This window comes from Streptomyces sp. NBC_01012 (assembly GCF_045162755.1).
Lineage (GTDB): Bacteria > Actinomycetota > Actinomycetes > Streptomycetales > Streptomycetaceae > Streptomyces.
In genome coordinates this window covers 6388921-6412702 of sequence record NZ_CP108688.1, presented here as the reverse complement: position 1 = coordinate 6412702, position 23782 = coordinate 6388921, and the positions used below count along the sequence as shown (strand labels likewise).

Here is a 23782-nt window from a genome sequence, read left to right as displayed (position 1 = left end):
CAAGGGAACTTCGGAAGGAGGCCTGGGTGATCGAGCTCGAGGGGGTACCCGAGCTGATCGACCCGGTCATGGTGGCCGCGTTCGAGGGCTGGAACGACGCCGGTGACGCCGCCTCCACAGCGGTCGCGCATCTGGACCGGGAGTGGAAGGGCGAGGTCTTCGCGGCGCTCGACGCCGAGGACTACTACGACTTCCAGGTCAACCGGCCCACGGTGTGGCTGGACGGTGGGACACGCAGGATCACCTGGCCCACCACGCGGCTCTCGGTCGTCAGGGTCGGCGGCGACAAGCCCCGTGACCTGGTGCTGATCCGTGGCATCGAGCCCTCCATGCGCTGGCGTTCGTACTGCAACGAGATCCTGGGCTTCGCCCATGAGCTGGGCGTGGAGATGGTCGTCGTCCTGGGGGCGCTGCTCGGCGACACCCCGCACACCAGGCCGGTGCCGGTCAGCGGGGTCACCTCGGATCCGGACCTCGCGAGGACCATGGATCTGGAGGAGACGCGTTACGAGGGGCCGACCGGCATCGTCGGCATCCTCCAGGAGGCCTGTACGCACGCGGGGGTGCCCGCGGTGAGCCTGTGGGCCGCGGTGCCGCACTACGTGTCGCAGCCGCCGAACCCGAAGGCGACGCTGGCGCTGCTGAACCGGCTGGAGGACCTGCTCTCGCTGCGGATCCCGCTGGGCGAGCTGCCCGAGGACGCCCGCGCCTGGCAGCTCGGGGTCGATCAGCTGGCGGCGGAGGACAGCGAGGTCGCCGAGTACGTCCAGACGCTGGAGGAGGCGCGGGACACCGCCGAGCTGCCCGAGGCGTCCGGCGAGGCCATCGCCCGTGAGTTCGAGCGCTATCTGCGCCGCAGGGACGTCGGAGGCCCCGGCCAGCCGCCGGGCGGTCATGCCACGGAGAGCGGCGGCGATCTGCCCTTCCTGCGGGACACCCCCAGCGACCGTACGAGGCCGCCGAAGCCGAAGCGTCCCGACAAGGGCAGGCCGAAGGACTCCGACGGCGGCCCACCGCCCGAGGATCCGCCGGCCTCCGGGCCCGACGAGGACGCGTCGGACGACTGAACCCCACTTCCGGGACATGACACAGGACGGCCCCGGACTTCGCAGGTCTCTCGCGAGGTCCGGGGCCGTCCTGTGCTGTCAGGGGGTGCGGGTCAGAGCGCGACGCCCAGGAGGGCGTCGACGGTGCGCGAGACCAGTCCGGGCGCGCCCTCGTCCGTACCGCCTGCGGCGGTCTGGCGCTCGGCCCAGCGGTCCACGGCGGCGAGTGCGGCCGGGGAGTCCAGATCGTCGGCCAGGGCCTCACGCACCTCCTCGACCAGGGCGTCGGCGGAGAGCCCGTCGGGCCGGGAGACGGCGGCACGCCACCGGGCGAGACGCTCGACGGCATCGGCCAGCACCTGGTCGGTCCACTCCCAGTCGGACCTGTAGTGGTTCGCGAGCAGGGCGAGCCTGATCGCCGCGGGGTCCACGTCGTCGCGGCGCAGTGCCGACACGAAGACGAGGTTGCCCTTGGACTTGGACATCTTCTCGCCGTCCAGGGCGACCATGCCGGCGTGCACATAGGCACGGGCGAAGGGGTATTCGCCGGTCAGCGCCTGAGCGTGCGACGCACCCATCTCGTGGTGCGGGAAGGCGAGGTCGGAGCCCCCGCCCTGTACGTCGAAGGTCATTCCGAGGTGGTCGAGCGCGATGGCCACACACTCGATGTGCCAGCCGGGCCGGCCGCGGCCGAGGGTGCCGCCGTCCCAGCTCGGCTCACCCTCACGGGCGGCCATCCAGAGCATCGGGTCGAGCGGGTTCTTCTTGCCCGGACGGTCCGGGTCACCGCCCCGCTCGGCGGAGAGCGCCCGCATGGTCCCGGCGTCGAGGCCGGCGACCTCGCCGAAGTGCGGGTCGCAGTCGACGGAGAAGTACACATCGCCGTCGAGTTCGTAGGCGGCGCCCGCGTCACGGAGACGTTCGACGAGCGGGACGATGCCGGGTATCGCCTCGACGGCCCCGATGTAGTGCTTCGGGGGGAGCATGCGCAGGGCGGTCATGTCCTCCCGGAAGAGGGCCGTCTCGCGCTCCGCGAGCGCGGTCCAGTCCTCGCCGTCGCGGACGGCCCGCTCCAGCAGCGGATCGTCCACGTCGGTCACGTTCTGGACGTAGTGGACCTGCCGCTTGGTGTCGAGCCACACGCGCTGAACGAGGTCGAACGCGTTGTAGGTCGCCGCATGACCCATGTGGGTCGCGTCGTACGGCGTGATGCCGCAGACGTAGATGCGGGCGACGGGACCGGGGTCAAGGGTGATCCGTCCGCCGGTCGCGGTGTCGTGGATCCGAAGGTCGCGGCCCTTGCCAGGCAGGGCGGGGACCTCAGAAGCGGGCCAGGCATGCATGTCATGAGCGTAACCGGACGACGCATCCGGATACGAACCGGATGCCAGATCATGGCCGAAGAGGCGGTCTTGCGCTCCGGACGGTCATCCTCTACGTCGCCTTCGCCGGCGGGTCATGGCCGGGCCGCCGGTCCGCCCGGTCTCACACCGGCGGCCACGGGATCGCCGGCCAGTCGCCGCTCGGCTGAGGGTGGCGGCCGGACGTGCGCAGGCTCTCCACCCGGCCGCGCAGGGCCTCGGTCTCCGCGGTGGTGATCAGTTCCGCCAACCGGGTGGCGAGCGCCGCGCCCGGTTCCAGGGCGGTGGACAGCCGGCCGAGCACCTCGGCGGCCTCCGGTGTCAGCGGCTCTCCCGCCCAACCCCACAGCAGCGTCCGCAGCTTGTCGTCCGCGTTGAAGGTGACCCCGTGGTCGATGCCGTACAGCCGCCCGCCGGGTGCGGGCAGCAGGTGCCCGCCCTTGCGGTCACCGTTGTTGATCACCGCGTCCAGCACCGCGAGCCTGCGCAGCCGGGGATCGTCGGCGTGCACCAGCAGGGCCGTTCTGCCCTCCCCCACATCGGCGAAGCCGACGGCCTTCCAGCCCTCGCCCGGCTCCTCGTCCTCGACGAGCGCGAGCAGGGGCGGCAGACCCTGGGAGGACGCCGCGGTGGCCTCGTCGCCCTCGCCGGCCTCGGGCTCCGCCTCGATCCACAGCTGGCACATCCCCTCGCCGTAGGGGCCCTCGCGCAGCACCGTCGGCGGTACGAGACCCCAGCCGGTGGCCTCGGAGATCTCGTACGCGGCGACCTCGCGCCGGGCGAGTGTGCCGTCCGGGAAGTCCCACAGCGGCTGCTCGCCCGCGACCGGCTTGTAGACGCAGTGGCGTACCTCGCCCTCGTGGGCGACCGTGCAGTACAGCACGGCGTTCGAGGCGCCACGGACCTGTCCGAGGACCGTGAGCTCCCCCTCGGCGAGCAGGGTGCGCAGCCCCTCCTCCGTCAGGCCCCGCGACGGTATCCGTTCTGGCGCGGGCATACGTGTCCTTCCGGGTCGAGCGGCAGGCTGCACAGCGGGCAGGGCGGGCGGCCCGCGTTCACGACGTCCAGCGCGCGCTTGGCGAACGCCCGCGCCTGGGCGCCGCTCAGCCGGACGCGCAGCATCGGCGGGCCGTTCTCCTCGTCCTGCAGGAGCCTTTCCTCCGCCTCGGCGAGGTCGTCCTCGGAGTCGGCGTCCAGCTCGACGAGTGCCTGCGCCTCGACGATCATGCGCTGCTCCTCGCCGTCCCAGGCGAGCGCCATCGTGCCGACCCTGAACTCCTCCTCGACGGGGACGTCCAGGGGCGCTGTGTCGGCGACGTCCATGGGCGCCACCGCGGGCACCGGTGAGTTGCCGCCGGTCCGCCGGACGACCTCGTCGAGAAGCTCGTCGATCCGTTCGGCGAGCGCGGCGACCTGGGTCTTCTCCAGGGCCACGCTGGTGACCCGGCCGAGCTGGGTCGCCTGGAGGAAAAACGTACGGCGGCCAGGCAGCCCGACCGTGCCGGCCACGAAACGGTCCGGTGGGTCGTAGAGGAACACCTGACGGGACACGTCCTGTCTCCCTTGAGAATGTGATGGCGGATGGGGCGCGGGCCCGGGGGCCCGGTGGGATGCCCCACAAGGCCTCTACGGCGCGTCCACCCTACTGCGCCGAGCGATCACGGTGCCCCAGCGCCGCCCCCCACGGCCGCGTCCGCCGCCGTGTCCCCCGTGGCGTCGGCCCCGATGGCCTGTTCGCGTGGGGCGAGTGACGCGAAGTCGCCGGTGTCGCCGAGCCGGAGGAGGAACGGCCGCAGCGGGGTGTAGCGGATCGCGGTGACCGAACACGGGTCGGCGTGCAGGCGCTGGAAGAGGTCGAGGTGCATGCCGAGCGCGTCGGCGACGAGCGCCTTGATGATGTCGCCGTGCGAGCACATCACATAGGTGGCGTCCTCGCCGTGCTCCGCCTCGATCCGGGCGTTCCAGTCGCGTACGGCCTCGACCGCCCTGGCCTGCATGGCCCGCATGGACTCACCGCCGGGGAAGGCCGCGGCCGAGGGGTGCTGCTGGACGACCCTCATCAGCGGTTCGTCGGAGAGCTCGGCGAGCTTGCGGCCCGACCAGTCCCCGTAGTCGCATTCGCTGATCCGCTCCTCGGTGTGCAGCGGGAGGTCCGGGCGGGCGTCCAGCAGGGGCTGGAGCGTCTCGTGGCACCGCTGGAGCGGGCTGCTGACGGCCGCCGCGAACGTGAGGGCCGACAGTCGGCCGGGGAGCGCGGCGGCCTGTTCCGCGCCGCGTTCGTCGAGGGAGACACCGGGGGTCCGGCCGGCGAGCACCCCGGAGGTGTTGGCGGTCGAGCGTCCGTGACGTACAAGGATGAGCGTGGGCATACCTGCCAGCGTAGAGGTGCGTGAACACTTCGCGGCAGGGAAGAATGCGCGGGTGATCGTCGACTGCGGAATTTACCGGGACGGGCGCAGGACCGAGGGCCCCGCCGACTTCTCCGACGCCCTCGACGAGGCACGTGCCACCGGGGACGCGTTCGTCTGGATCGGGCTGCACGAGCCGACGGAGAAGGAGTTCGGCCGGGTCAGCGCCGAGTTCGGGCTGCACCCGCTGGCGGTGGAGGACGCCCTGCGCGCCCACCAGCGGCCCAAGCTGGAGATCTACGACGACTCCGTGTTCGTGGTCATCAAGCCGGTGGTCTACGAGCCGGAGAGCGACACCGTGACCGCCGGTGAGCTGATGCTGTTCATGGGCGACTCCTTCGTGGTGACGGTGCGGCACGGCGAGGGCGCTCCCCTCACGGCGGTACGCCGCCGTCTCGAGGCGGAGCCCGAGGTCCTCAGGCACGGCCCCACATCGGTGCTCTACGCGGTCAGCGACGCGGTGGTGGACCACTACCTGGAGGTGGCGTCGGAGCTCCAGTCCGACCTGGAGGAGCTGGAGGCCCAGGTCTTCGCCCCGACCGGGTCCGGGGACTCCACGAACACGGCGGCGAGCATCTACACCTTCAAGCGGCAGGTGCTCGAATTCCGCCGGGCGACCAATCCGCTGGGCGCTCCGATGGCGCGGCTGTCGAGCGCGGGCGTGCCGTTCGTCGACACGGGTTCGCAGCCGTTCTTCCGGGACGTGGACGACCACCTGACGCGGGCCGTCGAGCATGTGGAGGGGCTCGACCGGCTGCTCTCGGACATTCTGTCGGCGCACCTGGCTCAGGTCGGCGTCCGGCAGAACGACGACATGCGGAAGATCTCGGCGTGGGCCGCCATGGCCGCCGTGCCGACCATGGTGGCCGGGATCTACGGGATGAACTTCCACCACATGCCGGAGCTCGACTGGGTGTGGACGTATCCGGCGGTGATCGCGCTGATGGGCATCGCGGTCATCGGTCTGTACCGGCTGTTCAAGCGCCGCGGCTGGATGTAGGGCGGGCCGGATGCGGGGCCGGGCCGCCTCAGGCGTACTCGGTCTCGGGCAGGGCGGGGCCGCCCAGTGCGTCGCGCAGGGCGGGGGCGGGCTGTTCGAGGCTGACCATGCGCCGCCAGCCGCCGAGCCGCTCGTAGGCGTACATCGCGTGGATGCCGGCGGCGAGTGCGGCGGCCTTGGGGCGGGGCCAGCGCAGCACGGTGCCCATCTGGCTCATCACGGCGAGGCTGACGTCGCGGTACACGCGGATCTCGGCCCGTGCGCACTCCCGCAGGACGGACTGGATCGTCCGGCCGTGTCCGGCGCGGGCGAAGCGCAGGAGCTCCTCGTGGCAGTAGGCGAGATGGGTGTCCTCGTCCCGCGAGATCATCCTCACGGCGCGGCCGAGCGCGGGGTGCGCGGCGAAGTGCTTGAGCAGGAGCCGCATCTCTTCCGACGCCCGCTGCTCGGTGACCCTGCTGTGGGCCAGGTAGACGATGATCTCCCGCTCGGTGAGCGGCTCGTCGCGGCTGAGCCGGTCATGGGCCAGGCCGATGCCCCGGCGCTCCAGCAGGAGGGTGTAGTCGGTCTCGTACGGCACGACCACGGGCTGGAGTCCGCGCTGCTTCAGCAGGGCGTTGAAGATGCGGCCGTGCTTGTCCTCGTCGGCGCCGTGCCGGGCGATCTTGGGTGCCAGCTCGCGCAGTCCCGGGGGGACGAGTGCGGCGATACGCCCGTTCTCCCAGCCGCCCTGTGTCTCTCCGCCGGCGGCGATCGAGCAGAAGAGCCGGAACGACTCGTCGTTGTCGAGGATCTCCTGGAACAGGCTCTTTGCCGAGAGCATGACTGTCACCTTTCGCACCGGTGTCCGCAGAGGCACAGTCAAATTCGGTACGCGTCGGTAGGCAACAGGAGCAGGGCCCGCCAGGGCCGAACGGGCGCCTCCCGGCGGCCGGACCTGCCCGGGCGTCCCGGGAGGAGTACGGGGCGTAACCCGTCGGCCCGCGGCACGTTGTTCCGTGTGACGGCCGTGGCGGGGAGGACCCCCGAGCCCCCACCACGGCCGTAGGGTGTGTCGTCAAACTGCCGCCGGCACCCACGCCCCGGCGGGACGGGGAGCGGCTCGGACGGTCACGCGGCGAGGCCGGAGCGCTCCAGGGCGTCGGTTCCGGCGCGCAGGGCGGCGATCCGCTCGTCGAGCGTGAAGCCGGCCGGGGCGAGGGTCAGCGTCGTGACACCCGCGGCGGCGTACGCCTGCATCCGGTCGGCGATCCGGTCCACCGGGCCGAGCAGCGTGGTCTGGTCGATGAGCTGGTGCGGTACGGCGGCTGCGGCGCCGGACTTGTCGCCGGCCAGGTACTTGTCCTGGATCTCGGCGGCCTCCTTCTCGTAGCCCATGCGCTGGGCGAGCTGGTTGTAGAAGTTCTGCTTCCTGCTGCCCATGCCGCCGACGTAGAGCGCGGTGTACGGGCGGAACATGTCGGCGAGGCCGTTGATGTCGTCACCGACCGCGAGCGGCAGGGTGGGACAGACGTCGAAGCCGTCCATCGTCCTGCCCGCCTTCTCCCGCCCGGCCCGCAGGTGCTTGACCGCGGTCTCCTCCAGGTGGTCGGCCGACGGGAAGATCAGCAGGGCTCCGTCGGCGATCTCGCCGGTCTGCTCCAGGTTCTTCGGGCCGATCGCCGCGATGTAGAGCGGGATGTGCTCGCGCTGCGGGTGGACGGTCAGCTTGATGGGCTTGCCGGGGCCGTCCGGCAGCGGCAGCGTCCAGTGCTCGCCCTCGTAGGACAGCCGCTCCCGGGACATGGCCTTGCGCACGATCTCGACGTACTCACGGGTGCGGGCCAGCGGCTTGTCGAACTTGACGCCGTACCAGCCCTCGGATACCTGCGGTCCCGAGACGCCGAGGCCGAGGCGGAAGCGGCCTCCGGAGAGCGAGTCGAGGGTGGCGGCCGTCATGGCCGTCATGGCCGGCTGACGGGCCGGGATCTGCATGATCGCGGAGCCCACGTCGATGGACTCGGTCCTGGCCGCGACCCAGGCGAGCACGGTCGGTACGTCGGAGCCGTAGGCCTCCGCCGCCCAGCAGACGTCGTAGCCGAGCCGGTCGGCCTCCTGGGCGACGGCGAGATTGTCGTCGTCCATCCCCGCACCCCAGTAACCGAGATTGATGCCGAGCCGCATACCCACGCTCCTCTACTGATCAGTAACGTTCCTTTGACCGGGACTCTAGCGCGGGGTTCCGGATTGCGGCAGGCTCCCGGAGGAGACAGCCGTTGCCCAGGGGCCTCCACCCCGTGGGGCCTTGGCCAGTAATCTCAGCGCCCATGGAGCAGAGGCATCTCGGCCGTACGGGCCTTCGCGTGTCCCGGATCGGTCTCGGCACCCTCACCTGGGGCCGGGACACCGACGAACACGACGCCGCCGACCAGCTCAAGGTCTTCTGGGACATGGGCGGCACCCTCGTCGACACCGCCGACGTCTACGGCGGCGGGGAGGCCGAATACCTGCTGGGGCGCCTCCTGGACAGTCTGGTGCCCCGGCAGGATCTGATCGTCGCGACCAAGGCGGGCAGCGTGCCCGACCCCTACCGCAGGTTCGACGGATCGCGCGGGCACCTGATCGCGGCGCTCGACGCGTCCCTGCGGAGGCTCGGGACCGACTACGTCGATCTGTGGCAGGTCCATGCCTTCGATCCCGTGACGCCTCTGGACGAGACCCTCCAGGCGCTGGACCTGGCCGTCTCGTCGGGGCGCGTCCGGTACGCGGGAGTGTCCAACTTCAGCGGATGGCAGCTGGCCAAGGCGGCCACCTGGCAGCTCGCCGCGCCCGGACCCCGGACCCGGCTGGCCTCCACGCAGATGGAGTACTCGCTGCTCCAGCGGGGGGTCGAGCGTGAGGTGCTGCCGGCCGCGCTCGACCTCGGGGTGGGACTGCTCCCCTCGTCCCCGCTGGGCCGTGGGGTGCTGACGGGCAAGTACCGCACGGGCACACCGTCCGACTCCCGGGGGGCATCGGAGCAGCTGGCTCCGTTCGTCGAGCCCTACCTCGACGAGGCGGCGGGCCGGATCGTGGACGCGGTGGCCACGGCCGCCGACGGGCTCGCCACGACGCCCCTCCAGGTCGCGCTCGCCTGGGTGCGGGACCGGCCCGGGGTGACGGCCCCGGTCGTCGGCGCGCGGAACGCGCAGCAGCTGACCGAGGCGTTGTCAGTGGAGGCGCTTAGTCTTCCTGACGAGATCTGCCAGGCGCTCGACGATGTGTCGGCGCCCGTGCACCGCTATCCCGACCAGGACTGGAGCACGCTGTGACTGCGCACCCCCGGGGAGAGACCCCGGACCTCACGGCCGATGACACCACGGCCGAGGGCGTCGAGGGCGTCGACGACGCCGGTACCGAGGCCGCCGACACGCCCGGCAGCCACGCCGAAGGCGGCGCGGGGAGCGCGGAGGGGGCCACGGACGGCGCGAAGAGCGCGGAGAGCGCTCCTTCGGAGGCCGAGGCGGAGCTGGCCGCGCAGCGCGAGCTCCGTGAGCGGATCGAACAGCGCAAGGCCGAGAAGGAAGGGCCGATCGCGGCCGGTGCGAAGCTGAGCGGCCCTGCGGCCGATCTGCTCGCGGCGGTGCGCGCGGTGGAGAGCGGCGAGAAGCCGGCCAACGCCTTCTTCGACTCCCCGGCGTCGGCGCCCGCGCCCCGCAGGACGGCCCCCGCGGCCGCTGCCGCGCCCGCCCGTCCCGCGCCCGCCCCGGAGCGGCCCGCGCAGCGGGGTGCCTCCCTCGAGGCCGCCGCGGCGGTCGCGGAGGTGCTCGCCGAGGGCGGGGCCCCCGAGGCCCTGGCACGCCCGGCCGCCGCGACGCTCGGCGAGGGCGCCGCCGCCCGCCTGCGCGACGACCCCTGGCAGCTGCTGTCCCTGCCCGGTGTACGGCCCGAGCAGGCGGACGGTTTCGCGCGGGCGCTGCTGGGTGCCGGGTGCGGCCCCGACGACGGGCGGCGCACCGCGGCCCTGGTGGGCCGGCTGCTGGAGCAGGCGGCGCTGCGGGGCCACACCGCGATGGACGCCGACGAGGTGCGGACGGCACTGGCCGGCTTCGCTGTGAGCGATCCCGGGGAAGCCGTCCAGCACGCCGTGGCCGAAGGCGTCGTCCTTGTCTTCCAGGAGGACGAAGCCGAGGACGCTGTCATGGAGCCCGAGGGGGCGCAGGACGCCGGAGAGCCGTCCGGGGGCGGCGACGGGTACGAGGCCGGGGACGGGACGCGGAGCGACACGGAGCCGGTGCGGGTCCTGCTCGGTCTCGACCGGTACGCCCTGGCGGAGGAGAGCCTCGCCGACGGACTGGCCCGGCTGGTCAATTCCTGCGAGAAGGGCGCCGACTGGACGGATGCGGCTGCCGCTGCCCCGACCCCGTCGGCGGGGGAGCTGATCAGAGCCGCGGCGACCGCCGGTCTGGTGGTCCACAGCGGGGGCGAGTGCGCCCGGGACGAGCCGGCGGCCCTCATCGCGGCGGCCCGCGGTCTCGGGCTGCGGGCGCTGGGCACCACCCACAGCGCGGACGGGCAGCGCAGGCTCGCGGCCGCTGCCGGTGATCCCGGGGCCGCCGTCACACTCTCCGCCCTGCTCTCGGGCGAGGACGGGCCGGGCCGGGACCCGGAGGGCGCGTTCGCCGTGGACCTGCTGGTGGTGCTGGACGCCCCGCAGGTCGACGTCGAGACGGCCGCGATGCTGGTGGAGTCGCTCGGCGACGGGACGCGGCTGATCCTGAGCGGCGACCCGGGCGTGCTCGGGTCCGCCGGTGCGGGCCGGGTCTTCGCCGATGTCGTCGCGGCGCGCGCCTGCCCGCACGTGGTCTCGCGCACCCCCGACCCCGGCCCGATCGGCGAGCTGGTCTCCGGGATCGGCGTCGGCGAGCTCGGCCAGGTCGAGGCGCCGGGCAAGGAAGTGGTGATCGTGCCCGTCCGGGACGCCGGCGAGGCCGTCCACCGCACCGTGCAGCTGGTGGCCGACTCGGTGCCGCGCGCCATCGGCGTACCCACGTCCGACACCCAGGTGATCACGGTCGGGCACGGCGGCTCCGCGGGCACGACCGCGCTGAACGCCGCGCTCAAGCAGCGGCTCAACCCCGGGCCCGGCCGGTTCGGCGGCTTCGACCCCGGCGACCGGGTGGTCCACGTACCGGCACCCGGCAGGGTGGTGCCCGCCACGGTCGTCTCGGCCGACGCCGACGGCCTGCGCCTGGACTGCGCGGGCACTCCGGTCGTCATCCCCCAGGACCGGGTGGAGGCCTCGGTGCGCCACGGCTGGGCGCTCAGCGCCCACCAGGCGGCCGGGATGCGCTGGCCCGCCGTGGTCGTCGTCCTGCCCGGCGACGCCGCGCAGGGGCTCAGCAGGCCCTGGGTGTACACCGCGTTCAGCCGCGGGGAGCGGCACCTGTCCGTGGTGCACGGCGTGGACCAGGCCCTGCCCCGCGCGGTGGCCGATGTGCCCGCCCAGGAGCGGACGACCCGGCTGCGCCCCCTGCTGGAGGCGCTGCCGACCCCGGACGCCTCGTAGGGGGTTTCGTCAGGACCGGGCCCGGAGGGCGGCGGGATCAGGTGAGATCCGCGACGACGTCCTCCGGTTCCTCGTCCAGCTCGTCCTCCTCGTCGAAGACCGAGCTGACATCGAAGCGGCAGACCACCATCGCGGGGTCCGCCTCGTCGAAGGGCGCCCCGAGCCACTCCCCCGGCTCCGGAAGCTCGTCCACGGCACAGACCCAGAGGGTGGAGTCCCCCTCCTCCAGGCCGAACTCCTTGTGCCGGGAGGCGATTTCGTCCGCCTCGTACTCGCCGAACACCACGCCGAGCGCGGCATGCACACCGGCGCCCGCGGTCGCCACCACGCCGTCCTCCTGCCCCTCCGGATCGAGGTCGGCGAGCCGCTGCGCCTGGGCGAGCAGCCGGGTGGGCTCCGCCACCGCGTAGTCGCGCCTGATCAGCACGCTGACCGCATGGGGTTCCTCGGGTCCCGCGTAGGGCGGGAGGGAGTCCTGCGCGGCCGGGATCTCGAAGGGGGTGACCTCGTCGTGACGGTCGTAGAGGAGTTCGTCGTAGACCTCGGCCGCAGCGGCCAGTGCGTTGAACGCGTCGTAGACGGCGGGGTCGTCGTCCCCGGTACGGCGTTCGACTGCCTGGAGGTGGCGGTCGAGCGCGGTTTTGACTGCATCGGCGGCGGCGCGTACCTCGGCAGCGGTGGGCTGCGCAGCATCAGACATAGGACAGACGCTATCCGTACCGGGGGTCTGCCCGCACAATAGATGCGATGCCGGAATACGAATTTGTCGATGTGTACGTGCCGCGCGGGGTGTCCCGCAAGGAGGCGGCCCGCCTGCTGACCGACCATGCCGAGTACGGGCACTGGGAGTTGGACCGGTTGACGCTGCGCCGCGACGGCAGCCGCAGGGTACGGCTGCGCCGCCGCATCATCCGCCAGCTGCGGCCCACCTGGTAAGGGAAAGCGGGTCCCGCGTGCGCGGAACCCGCTCGTCGTACCTGCCCCGCGCTACCGCTGTGCGGCGGCGCCGCGCGAACGCCGGTACAGGACCGTGCCCGCGCCTGCGAGCAGCAGACCCGCGCTCGCCGGGATGAGCAGGTCGAGCCCGCCCGCACCGGTGTGCGCCAGCTGTTCGCCCACGATCTGGGGCTCAGGAGCCGGAGGGGCGTCCGGCGTGGCCGGCTTCTCCGGGGTGTGCGGCGTCTGCGGGACGACGGGGGGCGGGACCGTCCCCGTGTCGTTCTCGCAGTCGTTGCCGAAGACCGGGTTGAGCAGTCCGCCGACGGTGACGCTGTTGCCGCAGACGTTGAGGGGGACCTCGACCGGCGCCTGGACCTGGTTGCCGGAGAGGATCCCGGGTGACCCCTTCGTCACCGCCTGGGCCGAGGTGCCCGAGGTGCCCGGGGCACGGTGCCGACCGGTGCCCGCCCCGCTGTCGGCGGCCTCCTCGTGTCCTGACGCCTGGGCGGCGCCGTGTCCTGACGTCCGGGCGGCTCCGTGTCCGGAGTCCTGGGCGGCCTCCGACGAGCCGTTCCCGCAGTCGTTTCCGCTCGTGGGGTTGAGCAGACCGCCGACGTCCACGGAGTTTCCGCAGGCGTTGACGGGTACATCGATCGGGACCTGGATCGAATTGCCCGAGAGCACTCCCGGGGAATTCGACGCGGCGCCGGCCGCACCCGCGTCGGCGTGCGCGTAACCGCCGCCGAGCGCGAGCACTCCGCCCGCCGCTGCCATGGTGATCAGGCCTTTACGTGTGACCTGTCGCATAGGTTGTCTTCCTGCCTTCTGCCTACCGAAATGCCCCGGGCACAGCCGTGCGGGGGGCCGAATGCCCAGCGGCCCCGGGGCGCATGGCGCGCACCCCGAGGCCGACCGGACTCAAACCCTCACGGGTTGACGCGCATCGTCACGCGTTGACGCAGGTGTTGCCGAAGGCGGGGTTCAGCAGCCCGATCACGGAAACGGTGTTGCCGCACAGGTTCACCGGAACGTGGACCGGAACCTGAACGACGTTGCCCGAGAGCACGCCGGGGCTGCCGATGGCGGCACCCTGGGCACCGGAGTCGGCGGCAGCCATACCCGCACCCGCGAGCACGAGACCACCGGTAGCAGCCGCGATTGCGACGACCTTCTTGATCATTATTCCTCCTGGTTGACAAGTGCGGTCCCAGCCGCGGACCGCATCACGTGTAACGAGGAGGAAGTGACGGGGCTACGAGTGCGCGACCCCTTTCACCCTTTCCGGTGAGATACGTACAGGCTGGCGATTTTGGTGGACCCGGGGCTCAGGAGTGGTCGATGAACCGGTCGAGCACCCGGGTGCCGAACTTCAGGCCGTCCACCGGCACCCGCTCGTCGACGCCGTGGAACATGCCCGCGAAGTCCAGCTCCGGCGGCAGCTTCAGCGGGGCGAAGCCGAAGCAGCGGATCCCGAGGTCGTCGAAGGACTTGGCGTCGGTACCGCCGGACAGCATGTACGGCACGGCGCGGGCGATCGGGTCCTCGGCCTTGAGCGCGAGCTGGATGGCGTCCACCAGCGATCCGTCGAAGCCGGTCTCCAGCGCCTTGTCGCCGTGCACGTCCTCACGCCGCACCCGCGGTCCGAGGATCCGGTCGAGGTCGGCCAGGAACTCCTCCTCGTAACCGGGCAGGAAGCGGCCGTCCACGTGTGCGGTGGCCTGTCCGGGGATCACGTTCACCTTGTAGCCGGCGCCGAGCATGGTGGGGGCCGCGGAGTTCCGCAGGGTGGCGCCGACCATCTTGGCGATCCCGCCGAGCTTGGCGAGCGTGGCCTCCATGTCCTCGGGGTCCAGCGGGGTGCCCAGGGCGTCGGACAGCTCGTCGAGGAAGGACCGCACGGTCTTGGTCACCCTGACCGGCCACTTGTGCCGTCCCAGCCGGCCGACGGCCTCGCAGAGCTCGGTGATGGCGTTGTCGTCGTTGGTCATCGAGCCGTGCCCGGCGGTGCCGTCCACCGTGAGCCGCATCCAGTGCATGCCCTTCTGCGCGGTCTCCACCAGGTAGAGGCGCAGGTTCTCGTTGACGGTGAACGAGAAGCCGCCGACCTCACCGATCGCCTCGGTGACGCCGTCGAAGAGGTCACGGTGGTTGTCGACGAGGTGGCGCGCGCCGAACGTGCCGCCCGCCTCCTCGTCGGCCAGGAAGGCCAGCACGATGTCGCGCGGGGGCTTACGGCCGCTGCGCATGCGCTCACGGACCACCGCGAGGGTCATCGCGTCCATGTCCTTCATGTCGACCGCGCCACGTCCCCAGACGCAGCCGTCCGCGATCTCACCGGAGAACGGGTCGTGCGTCCAGTCCGCCGCGTTGGCCGGCACGACGTCGGTGTGCCCGTGGATCAGCAGGGCCGGCTTGGAGGGGTCCTCGCCCTCGATCCGGGCCACCGTCGAGGCACGGCCCTTGTGGGACTCGAAGATCTGCGGTTCGAGCCCGACCTCGGCGAGCTTCTCGGCCACGTACTCCGCGGCGGCCCGCTCGCCGGGGCCCGAGTGGTCGCCGTAATTGCTGGTGTCGATCCGGATCAGGTCACGACAGAGGTCCACGACCTCGTTCTCGGCGGTCTCGCCGATGCCGGCCCGGGCCGTCTTGGTCTCGCTCACGCTGCTTCCTTCCACTGTCGCGGTGGTGCTCCCCCCTCATACTCGCGCGCCCGACCCCGCGCACCCAAGACCGCCCGCCTCCCGTCATGCGCCCTTCACATGACCGAGGGCGTGATCGAGCACCCCCGAATGTTTGCTATGGTTTTCCACGTCGGAACGGGCCAGGCCCGGACGACGACACCCGGTCCGGGTGGCGGAATGGCAGACGCGCTAGCTTGAGGTGCTAGTGCCCTTTATCGGGCGTGGGGGTTCAAGTCCCCCCTCGGACACCAGCGGAAAACCCCCAGGTCACCTGGGGGTTTTCGCCTTTTCCGGAGGGAAGATGAGAGGACGGGCGAGACCTCCCGCCGCCCCGCTCCCCCAGCGTGCGGGCGTCGACCCGGTGCGGGTGCGGCTCCCGGTGGATCCGGCGGCGGCCTGGCCCACCGTGCGGGACCATCTGCTGGACCGGTTCGCGGGGGCGATCGGCGCCGCGAGGGTGGACACCATGCTGGCCGACGGCCGGTTCGTCGGGGCCGACGGCGGTGCGGTGGGCGCGGACGAGCCGTATACGGCCGGGCGGTATCTCTGGTTCCACCGGGACTTCGCACCCGAGGAGCCGGTGCCCTTCCCCGTCGGCATCGTGTACCGCGACGAGCGTCTGCTGATCGCGGACAAGCCGCACTTCCTGGCCACCACTCCACGTGGCCGGCATGTCACCGAGACCCTGGTCGCCCGGCTGCGCGACGGGCTGGGGCTGCCGGAGCTCCAGCCCGCGCACCGGCTGGACCGGCTCACGGCGGGCCTGGTGCTCTGCGTCGTACGGGCGGCGGACCGGGGCGCCTATCAGACGCTGTTCCGGGACCGGCTGGTGCGCAAGGAGTACGAGGCGGTGGCTCCGTACGACCCGGAGGTCACGCTCCCGCGCACCGTGCACAGCCGGATCGTGAAGGAGCGCGGGGTCATCGCCGCGCGCGAGGAGCCGGGCCCGGCGAACAGCGAGAGCCGGATCGAGCTCATCGGACACCGGGGCGGCCTGGGCCGCTACCGACTGCTGCCCGCGACCGGCCGCACCCATCAGCTGCGGGTCCATATGAACGCGCTGGGGCTGCCGTTGGCGAACGATCCGGTCTATCCGGTGGTGGAGCCCGATCCCGAGCGGGTGGACCACGGGCACCCCCTGCAACTGCTGGCGAAGGTCCTGGAGTTCACCGATCCGGTCACGGGCGCCGCGCACCGCTTCGAGAGCGCCCTGCGGCTCTCCGGGTGGCCGGACCGGTGAACCCCGCCGCGGTCGCTGTTCAGTGACCGCGGGCGATCCAGTCCTGAAGCTGCGGGGCCTCGGCTCCGATGGTGGTGGGGTCCCCGTGTCCGGTGCGTACGGCGGTCTCCGGCGGCAGGGTGAGCAGCCGGTCCCTGATCGAGTCGATGATCGTCGGGAAGTGCGAGAAGGACCGCCCGGTGGCTCCGGGACCGCCCTGGAAGAGGGTGTCGCCCGTGAAGACGGTGGCGAGCTCCGGAGCGTGGAGGCAGACGGCTCCCGGGGCGTGGCCGGGGGTGTGCAGGACCGTCAGCCGGGTTCCGGCGACCTCCAGCTCCTGCCCGTCGGCCAGTTCGGCGTCGGGGGTGCGGTCCGGATGGGTCTGCCGCCACAGCTCCAGGTCGTCGGGGTGCAGCAGGATCGGCGCGCCGGTGGCGTCGGCGAGGGCCGGGGCCGCGTCGATGTGGTCGTTGTGCGCGTGGGTGCAGATGATCGCGCGCAGCGTACGGCCGCCGAGCGCGGCCTCGATCGCGGCCGCGTCATGGGCGGCGTCGATGACGACGGCTTCGCTGTCGTCGCCGACGATCCAGACGTTGTTGTCGACGTCCCACTCGCCGCCGTCGAGGGCGAAGGTGCCGGAGGTGACGAGGTGGTCGATGCGGGCGGCCATCAGAGGACCACCACCGAGCGCAGGACGTCACCCTCGTGCATCCGGGCGAAGGCCTGCTCGATCTCGTCGAGCCCGATGGTCTCGGTGACGAAGGCACCCAGGTCGAGACGGCCCTGCTGGTGCAGGTCGATGAGCATCGGGAAGTCGCGCGAGGGCAGACAGTCGCCGTACCAGGAGGACTTGAGCGAGCCGCCGCGTCCGAAGACGTCAAGGAGCGGGAGTTCGAGCTGCATCTCGGGGGTGGGCACACCGACGAGGACGACGGTGCCGGCCAGGTCGCGGGCGTAGAAGGCCTGCTTGTACGTCTCCGGGCGGCCGACGGCCTCGATCACGACGTCGGCGCCGTTGCCGCCGGTCAGCGCGCGGATGGCCTCGACCGGGTCGCCGGAACGGGAGTTGACGGTGTGGGTGGCGCCCATCTTCTTCGCCGTCTCCAGCTTGCGGTCGTCGATGTCGACCGCGATGATCTTCGCCGCTCCGGCGAGCCGGGCACCGGCGATCGCCGCGTCGCCGACGCCGCCGCAGCCGATGACGGCGACGGAGTCGCCGCGGCCGACCTGGCCGGTGTTGATGGCGGCGCCGATGCCCGCCATGACGCCGCAGCCGAGCAGTCCGGCGACGGCCGGGGAGACCTCGGGGTCGACCTTGGTGCACTGACCCGCCGCGACGAGGGTCTTCTCCGCGAACGCGCCGATGCCGAGCGCCGGGGAGAGCTCCGTGCCGTCCAGCAGGGTCATCTTCTGCTTCGCGTTGTGGGTGTCGAAGCAGTACCAGGGGCGGCCGCGCAGACAGGCACGGCACTGGCCGCACACCGCACGCCAGTTGAGGACGACGAAGTCGCCCGGCGCGACGTCGGTGACGCCGTCGCCGACGGACTCCACGACGCCCGCGGCCTCGTGGCCGAGCAGGAACGGGAAGTCGTCGTTGATGCCGCCTTGCTTGTAGTGCAGGTCGGTGTGGCAGACGCCGCACGCCTGGATCTTGACCACGGCCTCGCCGGGGCCGGGGTCCGGCACCAGGATCGTCTCGACGCGAACGGGTTCGTTCTTCCCCGGTGCGATGACCCCTTGTACCTGCTGCGCCATGCCGTGGTCTCCCATCCCGACGTGTTCCGTCACTTACGAAGATCGAACGGGCCCACCGTACCCGGGAGGACGGCCTCTCATGGAGCGAGTACGTCCAGTTCGTGCAGCGCGCCGACCGCGATCTCCTTGGTCAGCCGCTCGGCCGCCCCGGCGTCCCCCTCGCGCACGGCCTCGGCGAGCCTGACATGGAGCGTGACGGCGGCCGGGTCCGGGTCCTCGAACATCACCTGGTGGTGGGTGCGGCCGGCGAGCACCTCGGCCACGACGTCGCCGAGCCGCGCGAACATCTCGTTGCCCGAGGCGTTGAGCACGATCCGGTGGAAGGCGGTGTCGTGCCGGAGGTAGCCCTCCAGCTGCTGGCCGCGTGAGGTCGCGACCATGCCGAGGGCGCATTCGGTGAGAGCGGCGCACTGCTCGGCGGTGGCGTTACGGGCCGCGAGGCCGGCGGCGACGGGTTCGACGGCGGACCGGAGCACGGTGAGGGAGCGCAGCTGCCTGGGCCGGTCGGAACCGGCCAGCCGCCAGCGGATGACCTGGGGGTCGTAGACGTTCCACTCCTCGGTGGGCCGCACGGTCACCCCGACCCGGCGCCGGGACTCGACCAGGTGCATGGATTCCAGGACGCGGACCACTTCGCGTACGACGGTGCGGGACACGTCGAAGCGCCGGGAGAGCTCGTCGGTGCGCAGGACCACACCGGGCGGGCAGTCCCCCGCGGCGATCTCCAGGCCCAGGGTGTCCAGCACATGCGTATGGAGCCCCTGGGCAGGTGTGGTCATGCGCACAAGCCTACGGGGCCGCCCACGGGAACATTAAGTACGACGTTTATGTCACAGCCACTTGAATAAGTCGTATGTAATGGGTTTCAGTAGCGCGACGGCCCCGTCGCGGACCGATGTCGAAGAAGACAGCGAGGCACCCATGAACACCCCCCACGTCGTCGTGGTGATGGGCGTAGCAGGAACCGGCAAGACCACGATCGGCCCCCTGCTCGCCGACGCACTCGGCGTCCCCTATGCCGAGGGCGACGACTTCCACCCGCCGGCCAACATCGCCAAGATGTCCGCCGGCACACCGCTGGACGACGAGGACCGCTGGCCGTGGCTGGACGCCATCGGGCAGTGGGCACACGGCAGGGCGGGGCTCGGCGGCGTCGTCAGCAGCTCGGCGCTCAAGCGCGCCTACCGTGACCGGCTGCGGGCCGAGGCCCCCGGCGCCGTCTTCCTGCATCTGACCGGGGACCGGGCGCTCATCGAACACCGCATGGCGGACCGCAAGGGCCACTTCATGCCGACGGCGCTGCTCGACTCCCAGTTCGCGACCCTGGAGCCGCTGCGGGACGACGAGGCCGGTGTCTCGGTCGACGTGTCCGGCACTCCCGAGGAAATCACCGACCGGGCCGTCGCCGCGCTGCGCCGGCTCACCGACTAAGGATCATCACCGTGACCAGTCTCAGTGTCGAGATGCTGGCAGCGGACGCCGTCGAACCGATCACTTCGGCCGGCAACGCGCAGCTGGGCATCGCCGTCCTGGCGGGCATCGCCGTCATCGTCCTGCTCATCACCAAGTTCAAGATGCACGCGTTCCTCGCGTTGACCATCGGCTCGCTCGCCCTCGGTTCCTTCGCGGGGGCCAACCCGGCGAAGACGATCACCAGCTTCACCGAGGGTCTGGGCTCGACGGTCGCGGGTGTCGGTGTCCTCATCGCCCTGGGCGCCATCCTGGGCAAGCTGCTCGCCGACTCGGGCGGCGCCGACCAGATCGTCGACACGATCCTCGCGAGGGCGAGCGGTCGCGCGATGCCGTGGGCGATGGTGCTGATCGCCTCCATCATCGGGCTCCCGCTGTTCTTCGAGGTCGGGATCGTGCTGATGATCCCGGTGGTGCTGCTGGTCGCCAAGCGCGGCAACTACTCGCTGATGCGGATCGGTATCCCCGCGCTCGCCGGTCTCTCCGTGATGCACGGACTGATCCCGCCGCACCCCGGCCCGCTGGTGGCCATCGACGCGCTGGACGCCAACCTGGGGATCACGCTGGCCCTCGGTGTGCTGGTGGCCGTCCCGACGGTGATCATCGCGGGCCCGGTCTTCTCCCGCTACGCCGCCCGCTGGGTGGACATCGAGGCGCCGGAGAAGATGGTTCCGCAGCGTCCGTCGGAGGACCTGAAGCACCGTCCCGGCTTCGGCGCGACCTTGGCGACGATCCTGCTGCCCGTCGTGCTGATGCTGATCAAGGCGCTCGTCGACATCGTGGTGGACAACCCCGAGAACAACGTCCAGCGGGTCACCGACGTCATCGGCTCGCCGCTGATCGCGCTGCTGGCCGCCGTGATCGTCGGCATGTTCACCCTGGGCAGGGCGGCCGGGTTCACCAAGGGCCGGCTCTCCGCCACGGTGGAGAAGTCGCTCGCCCCCATCGCGGGCATCCTGCTGATCGTGGGCGCGGGCGGCGGGTTCAAGCAGACCCTCATCGACGCCGGTGTGGGCGAGATGATCCTGGACTTCTCCGAGAACTGGTCGGTGCCCGCCCTGCTGCTCGGCTGGCTGATCGCCGTCGCGATCCGGCTGGCGACCGGCTCGGCGACCGTGGCCACCATCTCGGCGGCCGGCCTGGTCGCCCCGCTGGCCGCGGACCTGTCGACGTCGCACGTCGCGCTGCTCGTCCTCGCGGTCGGTGCGGGTTCGCTCTTCTTCAGCCACGTCAACGACGCGGGTTTCTGGCTGGTGAAGGAGTACTTCGGCATGGACGTGCCGCAGACGATCAAGACCTGGTCGGTGATGGAGACGATCATCTCGGTCGTCTCGCTGGCCTTCATCCTGCTGCTCTCGCTGGTGTTGTAGCCGGCGTCGCGGGACCGCCTCAGTCCTGCGGCTCCCGCCACAACGGATGCTCGGAGCGGGCCCATCGGCGCTCGACCGACCCGGTGCGCATGCCACGGCGTGCCTCCGGGTCGGCGAGCGCCTTCGCCAGGTGTCCGGCGATGACGATGCCGATCGCGAGTGCCAGCCAGTCGTGGACGAAGGTGGCGCCGGTACGCCACACCAGTGGGGCGAGACCGGTGAACCACATCAGCAGCCCGGTGCCGGTCATCACGAGCACACCGCCCGCGATCCAGGCGGCGTAGAGCTTCTGGCCCGCGTTGAACTTCCCGGCGGGACGGGAGCCGGGTGCGCGGTCGCGGCGCAGCGCGGCGCGCAGCCACTGCCGGTCGTGCGGCCCGAACCGGTTGAGCCGCGACAGATCGGCACGCAGTGCCCTGGAGACGAGCCCGGCCAGCAGCGGTACGGGCACGAGCAGTCCCGACCACTGGTGCACGGTGACCACGAGGCGCCGGCGTCCGACGAGCTCCGCGAGCTGCGGGACGTACAGACAGGCCGCCGTGGCGACGCAGAGCAGGGTCAGCCAGGCCGTGGTGCGGTGCACCCAGCGCTCGGCCGCGGTGAAGCGCCGGACCCTCGGGCCGTGTTCAGGCAGTAGGGGCGTCGTCCCGTCCGTTGGAACGGCCCACCCAGGCGTCGACGTCATATCCGAGCTCCTCCCAGTATCCGGGGCGCACGGAGTCGGTGACGGTGATCCCGGAGAGCCATTTCGCCGACTTGTAGAAGTACATGGGGGCCACGTAGAGCCGCACGGGGCCGCCGTGGGAGTGGGACACCGGCTTGTCCTGCATGCGCAGGGCGACCAGGACGTCCGGGCGGCGCGCCTGTTCCAGGGTGAGGCTCTCGCTGTAGGCGCCGTCGAAGCAGGTGAAGCGGATCGCCTTCGCGCCGGGCCGTACCCCCGCCGCGTCCAGCAGCGCCGAGAGCCTGACCCCCTCGAACGGGGTCTCGGGCACCCGCCAGCCGGTGACGCACTGGATGTCACGCACCATGCGGGTCTGCGGCAGCGCCTTCAGGGAGTCGAGCGTGTACGTCGCCGGGCGGTCGACCATGCCGTCCACGGTGAGGCGGTAGTCGGCGGCGGTCTTCTCGGGCACGGAGGTGGTGACCGAGTAGTAGCGGAAGCCGCCGCCGTTGGGCAGCAGGCCGGTGATTCCGGTGGGGTCCTTGTCGGCGACGGCGCCGAGGCCGCTCTCCAGTGTGCGCTGGAGCAGGGGCGCGGCCGCCACCCCTGCGGCGCCGAGGCCGAGCATGGTCAGGACCAGACGTCGGCCGACGGGTGTGCCGCCGGTGTCGGGAGGAGGGCTGTTCACCCGCCCATTCGAACACCCGCTGCCCCCTGTCACCAGGGGCCGCGGGTGTCCGTCACGCTTCGGTAAGAACCGGATCGCGGGTCAGCGCGGTACGGACTCCGCGCCCTCCGCGGCCTTCTCCAGCTGGAACGCCTCGTTGCCGAGGCCGATCCTGGCGTGGACCTCGGGCCGGGTGCGGCGCAGCACCGCACCGTAGAGCAGGCCCACGGCGAGGGCCAGGACGATGACGCCGGGCAGCAGCCAGTTCAGCACCGAACCGGGACCCGATCCGACCAGGACGTCGAAGTCCCGCACGGTGAACACGGCGATGGCGAGCAGGGCGAGGCCCGCGAGTCCGGAGGCGACGAGCCGTGGGGCCTGGGCCCGGCCGGCTCCGCGGCGTACGAAGAACGCGATGACGGCGAAGGACGCCGAGGCCATCAGCACGATGACGCCGAGGGCTCCGACGTTGCCCATCCAGGTGAACAGGTGCAGGACGGGCGCGGTGGGGTCGCCGACCGGGTTGTCGTCGGTGAAGGCGAAGGCGAGCACGATCACGATGGAGAGCGCGGACTGGAGCATGGAGCCGGTGGCGGGCGCCCCGCTCGCCTTGTTGGTACGGCCGAAGCCGGCCGGCAGCAGTCCTTCACGGCCCATGGCGAACGCGTAGCGGGCGACCACGTTGTGGAAGCTGAGGAGCGCGGCGAACATGCCGGTGACGAACAGGACGTGCAGGACGTCGGTGAACGTGGCGCCGAGCCGCTCCTCGGTGAGGCCGAAGAGCATCCCGGGGCCCTCCTTGAGGGAGGTGTCGGCGATGGAGGAGGGACCGGCCGCGACGGTCAGGGCCCAGGAGCTGACGGCGAGGAACAACGCGGCGTAGCCGACGGCCAGGAACATCACGCGGGACACGACGATCTGCGGGCGGCTGGTCTCCTCGGCGTACACCGGGGCCTGCTCGAAGCCGACGAACGCGGCGATGCAGAAGCAGAGCGCGGTGCCGAGGCCCGCACCGGTGAGCGTTTCGGGGTTGAACGCGTGCAGGGACAGGCCCTCGGGTCCGGGCTTGCCGACGGCGGCGATGTCGAAGATCACGACGAGGCCGCACTCGATGACGAGCAGTACCCCGAGCACCTTGGCGTTGAGGTCGATCTTCAGCCAGCCGAGTACGCCGACGACGACCACGGCGGCCAGCGCCGGGATCCACCACTGGAGTTCGATGTCGAGGTAGGTGGTGAAGAGGCCCGAGACCTCGAAGCCGAGGATGCCGTAGATGCCGACCTGCATGGCGCTGTAGGCGACCAGCGCGACGAGCGAGGCGCCCGCGCCGGCCGTGGGACCGAGGCCCCGGGCGATGTAGGCGTAGAAGGCGCCGGCGTTGTGCACGTGCCGGCTCATCTCCGCGTAGCCGACGCTGAACAGCATCAGGACGATGCCGAGGATCACGTAGAGCAGGGGCTGGCCGACCACACCCATCACGCCGAAGACCGTGGGCATCACGCCCGCGACGACCATCAGGGGGGCGCTGGCCGCGAGCACGGACAGGAGCAGTCCGGGGGTGCCGAGCCGGTTGGCACGCAGTGCGCGTTCCTCGCCCTTGTAGGTGTTGATCCCGCCGGTGTCGGACATCCCGGTGGTGCCGCTCTCGCTCGTATCAATTCTGCCCGTCGACATG

Annotated in this window: 24 protein-coding genes and 1 tRNA gene; 9 read left to right on the top strand and 16 right to left on the bottom strand. The window is 71.6% G+C overall.

Going from position 1 to position 23782, the window contains the following annotated elements; all coding sequences use genetic code 11:
* Nucleotides 1–26: 26 nt before the first annotated feature.
* Nucleotides 27–1067, top strand: a complete 1041-nt coding sequence (locus tag OG623_RS28870; RefSeq protein ID WP_406150452.1) for a PAC2 family protein — start codon at nucleotides 27–29, stop codon at nucleotides 1065–1067.
* 92 nt (nucleotides 1068–1159) lie between these two features.
* On the opposite strand, the gene mshC is transcribed toward OG623_RS28870, so the two are convergent.
* From mshC to OG623_RS28850, 4 genes are all read right to left on the bottom strand, one after another.
* Complete coding sequence (gene mshC, locus OG623_RS28865) at nucleotides 1160–2389, bottom strand: cysteine--1-D-myo-inosityl 2-amino-2-deoxy-alpha-D-glucopyranoside ligase (RefSeq protein ID WP_406150450.1); 1230 nt, start codon at nucleotides 2387–2389, stop codon at nucleotides 1160–1162.
* 142 nt (nucleotides 2390–2531) lie between these two features.
* Nucleotides 2532–3404, bottom strand: coding sequence for an SCO1664 family protein (locus OG623_RS28860; protein WP_406150449.1), 873 nt, complete (start codon nucleotides 3402–3404; stop codon nucleotides 2532–2534).
* Entirely contained in the window at nucleotides 3368–3958 is a 591-nt protein-coding gene (locus tag OG623_RS28855; RefSeq protein WP_406150447.1) for a DUF3090 domain-containing protein, read from the bottom strand. The genes OG623_RS28860 and OG623_RS28855 overlap by 37 nt, the downstream gene beginning before the upstream one ends.
* A 107-nt stretch (nucleotides 3959–4065) precedes the next feature.
* Nucleotides 4066–4776: a histidine phosphatase family protein gene (locus OG623_RS28850; RefSeq protein ID WP_406150446.1), complete on the bottom strand. Its 711-nt coding sequence runs from the start codon at nucleotides 4774–4776 to the stop codon at nucleotides 4066–4068.
* Nucleotides 4777–4828: 52 nt separating this feature from the next.
* Between OG623_RS28850 and corA the strand changes: the two genes are divergently transcribed.
* Entirely contained in the window at nucleotides 4829–5815 is a 987-nt protein-coding gene (gene corA, locus OG623_RS28845) for a magnesium/cobalt transporter CorA (RefSeq protein ID WP_406152041.1), read from the top strand.
* 28 nt (nucleotides 5816–5843) lie between these two features.
* Here corA and OG623_RS28840 read toward each other — a convergent pair whose 3' ends face one another.
* Entirely contained in the window at nucleotides 5844–6638 is a 795-nt protein-coding gene (locus OG623_RS28840) for a ferritin-like domain-containing protein (RefSeq protein WP_406150444.1), read from the bottom strand.
* A 287-nt stretch (nucleotides 6639–6925) separates the two neighbouring features.
* Nucleotides 6926–7978 carry an LLM class F420-dependent oxidoreductase gene (locus tag OG623_RS28835; RefSeq protein ID WP_406150442.1) on the bottom strand — a complete coding sequence of 351 codons (1053 nt, stop codon included), beginning with the start codon at nucleotides 7976–7978 and terminating at the stop codon, nucleotides 6926–6928.
* Nucleotides 7979–8121: 143 nt separating this feature from the next.
* Between OG623_RS28835 and OG623_RS28830 the strand changes: the two genes are divergently transcribed.
* A complete protein-coding gene (locus OG623_RS28830) occupies nucleotides 8122–9105 on the top strand; it encodes an aldo/keto reductase (RefSeq protein WP_406150441.1) in 984 nt (327 codons plus the stop codon).
* Nucleotides 9102–11342: a helix-hairpin-helix domain-containing protein gene (locus OG623_RS28825; RefSeq protein WP_406150439.1), complete on the top strand. Its 2241-nt coding sequence runs from the start codon at nucleotides 9102–9104 to the stop codon at nucleotides 11340–11342. The genes OG623_RS28830 and OG623_RS28825 overlap by 4 nt, the downstream gene beginning before the upstream one ends.
* 37 nt (nucleotides 11343–11379) lie before the next feature.
* Here the strand turns inward: OG623_RS28825 and OG623_RS28820 are convergent, their stop codons facing one another.
* Nucleotides 11380–12042, bottom strand: coding sequence for a hypothetical protein (locus tag OG623_RS28820; protein ID WP_406150438.1), 663 nt, complete (start codon nucleotides 12040–12042; stop codon nucleotides 11380–11382).
* Between the two features lie 47 nt (nucleotides 12043–12089).
* On the opposite strand from OG623_RS28820, the gene OG623_RS28815 reads away from it, so the two are divergent.
* Complete coding sequence (locus OG623_RS28815) at nucleotides 12090–12278, top strand: DUF5703 family protein (protein ID WP_362889366.1); 189 nt, start codon at nucleotides 12090–12092, stop codon at nucleotides 12276–12278.
* A gap of 51 nt (nucleotides 12279–12329) precedes the next feature.
* On the opposite strand, the gene OG623_RS28810 is transcribed toward OG623_RS28815, so the two are convergent.
* From OG623_RS28810 to OG623_RS28800, 3 genes are all read right to left on the bottom strand, one after another.
* A complete protein-coding gene (locus tag OG623_RS28810; protein WP_406150436.1) occupies nucleotides 12330–13088 on the bottom strand; it encodes a chaplin in 759 nt (252 codons plus the stop codon).
* A 139-nt stretch (nucleotides 13089–13227) separates the two neighbouring features.
* The gene (gene chpH, locus OG623_RS28805) at nucleotides 13228–13461 is read right to left on the bottom strand and encodes a chaplin ChpH (RefSeq protein WP_406150435.1); all 234 of its coding nucleotides are present in this window, start codon (nucleotides 13459–13461) and stop codon (nucleotides 13228–13230) included.
* Between the two features lie 145 nt (nucleotides 13462–13606).
* A complete protein-coding gene (locus OG623_RS28800) occupies nucleotides 13607–14941 on the bottom strand; it encodes a M20/M25/M40 family metallo-hydrolase (RefSeq protein ID WP_406150434.1) in 1335 nt (444 codons plus the stop codon).
* A gap of 184 nt (nucleotides 14942–15125) precedes the next feature.
* Here OG623_RS28800 and OG623_RS28795 point away from each other — a divergent pair.
* Nucleotides 15126–15213, top strand: a tRNA-Leu gene (locus OG623_RS28795).
* Nucleotides 15214–15263: 50 nt separating this feature from the next.
* Nucleotides 15264–16202 carry a pseudouridine synthase gene (locus OG623_RS28790; RefSeq protein ID WP_406150433.1) on the top strand — a complete coding sequence of 313 codons (939 nt, stop codon included), beginning with the start codon at nucleotides 15264–15266 and terminating at the stop codon, nucleotides 16200–16202.
* 19 nt (nucleotides 16203–16221) lie between these two features.
* On the opposite strand, the gene OG623_RS28785 is transcribed toward OG623_RS28790, so the two are convergent.
* The 3 genes from OG623_RS28785 to OG623_RS28775 all read right to left on the bottom strand — a co-directional run bounded on the left by OG623_RS28785 (nucleotide 16222) and on the right by OG623_RS28775 (nucleotide 18715).
* Complete coding sequence (locus OG623_RS28785; RefSeq protein WP_406150431.1) at nucleotides 16222–16851, bottom strand: MBL fold metallo-hydrolase; 630 nt, start codon at nucleotides 16849–16851, stop codon at nucleotides 16222–16224.
* A complete protein-coding gene (locus tag OG623_RS28780) occupies nucleotides 16851–17936 on the bottom strand; it encodes an S-(hydroxymethyl)mycothiol dehydrogenase (protein WP_406150429.1) in 1086 nt (361 codons plus the stop codon). Before OG623_RS28780 ends, OG623_RS28785 begins: the two co-directional genes overlap by 1 nt.
* Before the next feature lie 77 nt (nucleotides 17937–18013).
* Nucleotides 18014–18715: an FCD domain-containing protein gene (locus tag OG623_RS28775; protein WP_362889380.1), complete on the bottom strand. Its 702-nt coding sequence runs from the start codon at nucleotides 18713–18715 to the stop codon at nucleotides 18014–18016.
* 142 nt (nucleotides 18716–18857) lie between these two features.
* On the opposite strand from OG623_RS28775, the gene OG623_RS28770 reads away from it, so the two are divergent.
* Together OG623_RS28770 and OG623_RS28765 are read left to right on the top strand one after the other, a co-directional pair.
* Nucleotides 18858–19367, top strand: a complete 510-nt coding sequence (locus tag OG623_RS28770; protein ID WP_406150428.1) for a gluconokinase — start codon at nucleotides 18858–18860, stop codon at nucleotides 19365–19367.
* An 11-nt stretch (nucleotides 19368–19378) separates the two neighbouring features.
* Entirely contained in the window at nucleotides 19379–20776 is a 1398-nt protein-coding gene (locus tag OG623_RS28765) for a GntP family permease (protein ID WP_406150426.1), read from the top strand.
* A gap of 19 nt (nucleotides 20777–20795) precedes the next feature.
* Here OG623_RS28765 and OG623_RS28760 read toward each other — a convergent pair whose 3' ends face one another.
* From OG623_RS28760 to OG623_RS28750, 3 genes are all read right to left on the bottom strand, one after another.
* On the bottom strand, nucleotides 20796–21461 hold the full coding sequence (locus OG623_RS28760; protein ID WP_406150425.1) for a cytochrome b/b6 domain-containing protein: 666 nt from the start codon (nucleotides 21459–21461) through the stop codon (nucleotides 20796–20798).
* The gene (locus OG623_RS28755; protein WP_406152039.1) at nucleotides 21403–22068 is read right to left on the bottom strand and encodes a molybdopterin-dependent oxidoreductase; all 666 of its coding nucleotides are present in this window, start codon (nucleotides 22066–22068) and stop codon (nucleotides 21403–21405) included. The genes OG623_RS28760 and OG623_RS28755 overlap by 59 nt, the downstream gene beginning before the upstream one ends.
* 141 nt (nucleotides 22069–22209) lie before the next feature.
* Nucleotides 22210–23781: an APC family permease gene (locus OG623_RS28750; protein WP_406150424.1), complete on the bottom strand. Its 1572-nt coding sequence runs from the start codon at nucleotides 23779–23781 to the stop codon at nucleotides 22210–22212.
* Nucleotide 23782 lies beyond the last annotated feature (1 nt).

Coding starts and splice junctions, on each gene's coding strand:
- mshC (WP_406150450.1), bottom strand. CDS start 2,389: ATGCATGCCTGGCCCGCTTCTGAGGTCCCCGCCCTGCCTGGCAAGGGC.
- OG623_RS28860 (WP_406150449.1), bottom strand. CDS start 3,404: ATGCCCGCGCCAGAACGGATACCGTCGCGGGGCCTGACGGAGGAGGGG.
- OG623_RS28850 (WP_406150446.1), bottom strand. CDS start 4,776: ATGCCCACGCTCATCCTTGTACGTCACGGACGCTCGACCGCCAACACC.
- OG623_RS28840 (WP_406150444.1), bottom strand. CDS start 6,638: ATGCTCTCGGCAAAGAGCCTGTTCCAGGAGATCCTCGACAACGACGAG.
- OG623_RS28835 (WP_406150442.1), bottom strand. CDS start 7,978: ATGCGGCTCGGCATCAATCTCGGTTACTGGGGTGCGGGGATGGACGAC.
- OG623_RS28830 (WP_406150441.1), top strand. CDS start 8,122: ATGGAGCAGAGGCATCTCGGCCGTACGGGCCTTCGCGTGTCCCGGATC.
- OG623_RS28820 (WP_406150438.1), bottom strand. CDS start 12,042: ATGTCTGATGCTGCGCAGCCCACCGCTGCCGAGGTACGCGCCGCCGCC.
- OG623_RS28815 (WP_362889366.1), top strand. CDS start 12,090: ATGCCGGAATACGAATTTGTCGATGTGTACGTGCCGCGCGGGGTGTCC.
- OG623_RS28810 (WP_406150436.1), bottom strand. CDS start 13,088: ATGCGACAGGTCACACGTAAAGGCCTGATCACCATGGCAGCGGCGGGC.
- chpH (WP_406150435.1), bottom strand. CDS start 13,461: ATGATCAAGAAGGTCGTCGCAATCGCGGCTGCTACCGGTGGTCTCGTG.
- OG623_RS28790 (WP_406150433.1), top strand. CDS start 15,264: ATGAGAGGACGGGCGAGACCTCCCGCCGCCCCGCTCCCCCAGCGTGCG.
- OG623_RS28785 (WP_406150431.1), bottom strand. CDS start 16,851: ATGGCCGCCCGCATCGACCACCTCGTCACCTCCGGCACCTTCGCCCTC.
- OG623_RS28780 (WP_406150429.1), bottom strand. CDS start 17,936: ATGGCGCAGCAGGTACAAGGGGTCATCGCACCGGGGAAGAACGAACCC.
- OG623_RS28775 (WP_362889380.1), bottom strand. CDS start 18,715: ATGACCACACCTGCCCAGGGGCTCCATACGCATGTGCTGGACACCCTG.
- OG623_RS28770 (WP_406150428.1), top strand. CDS start 18,858: ATGAACACCCCCCACGTCGTCGTGGTGATGGGCGTAGCAGGAACCGGC.
- OG623_RS28760 (WP_406150425.1), bottom strand. CDS start 21,461: ATGACGTCGACGCCTGGGTGGGCCGTTCCAACGGACGGGACGACGCCC.
- OG623_RS28755 (WP_406152039.1), bottom strand. CDS start 22,068: ATGCTCGGCCTCGGCGCCGCAGGGGTGGCGGCCGCGCCCCTGCTCCAG.
- OG623_RS28750 (WP_406150424.1), bottom strand. CDS start 23,781: ATGTCGACGGGCAGAATTGATACGAGCGAGAGCGGCACCACCGGGATG.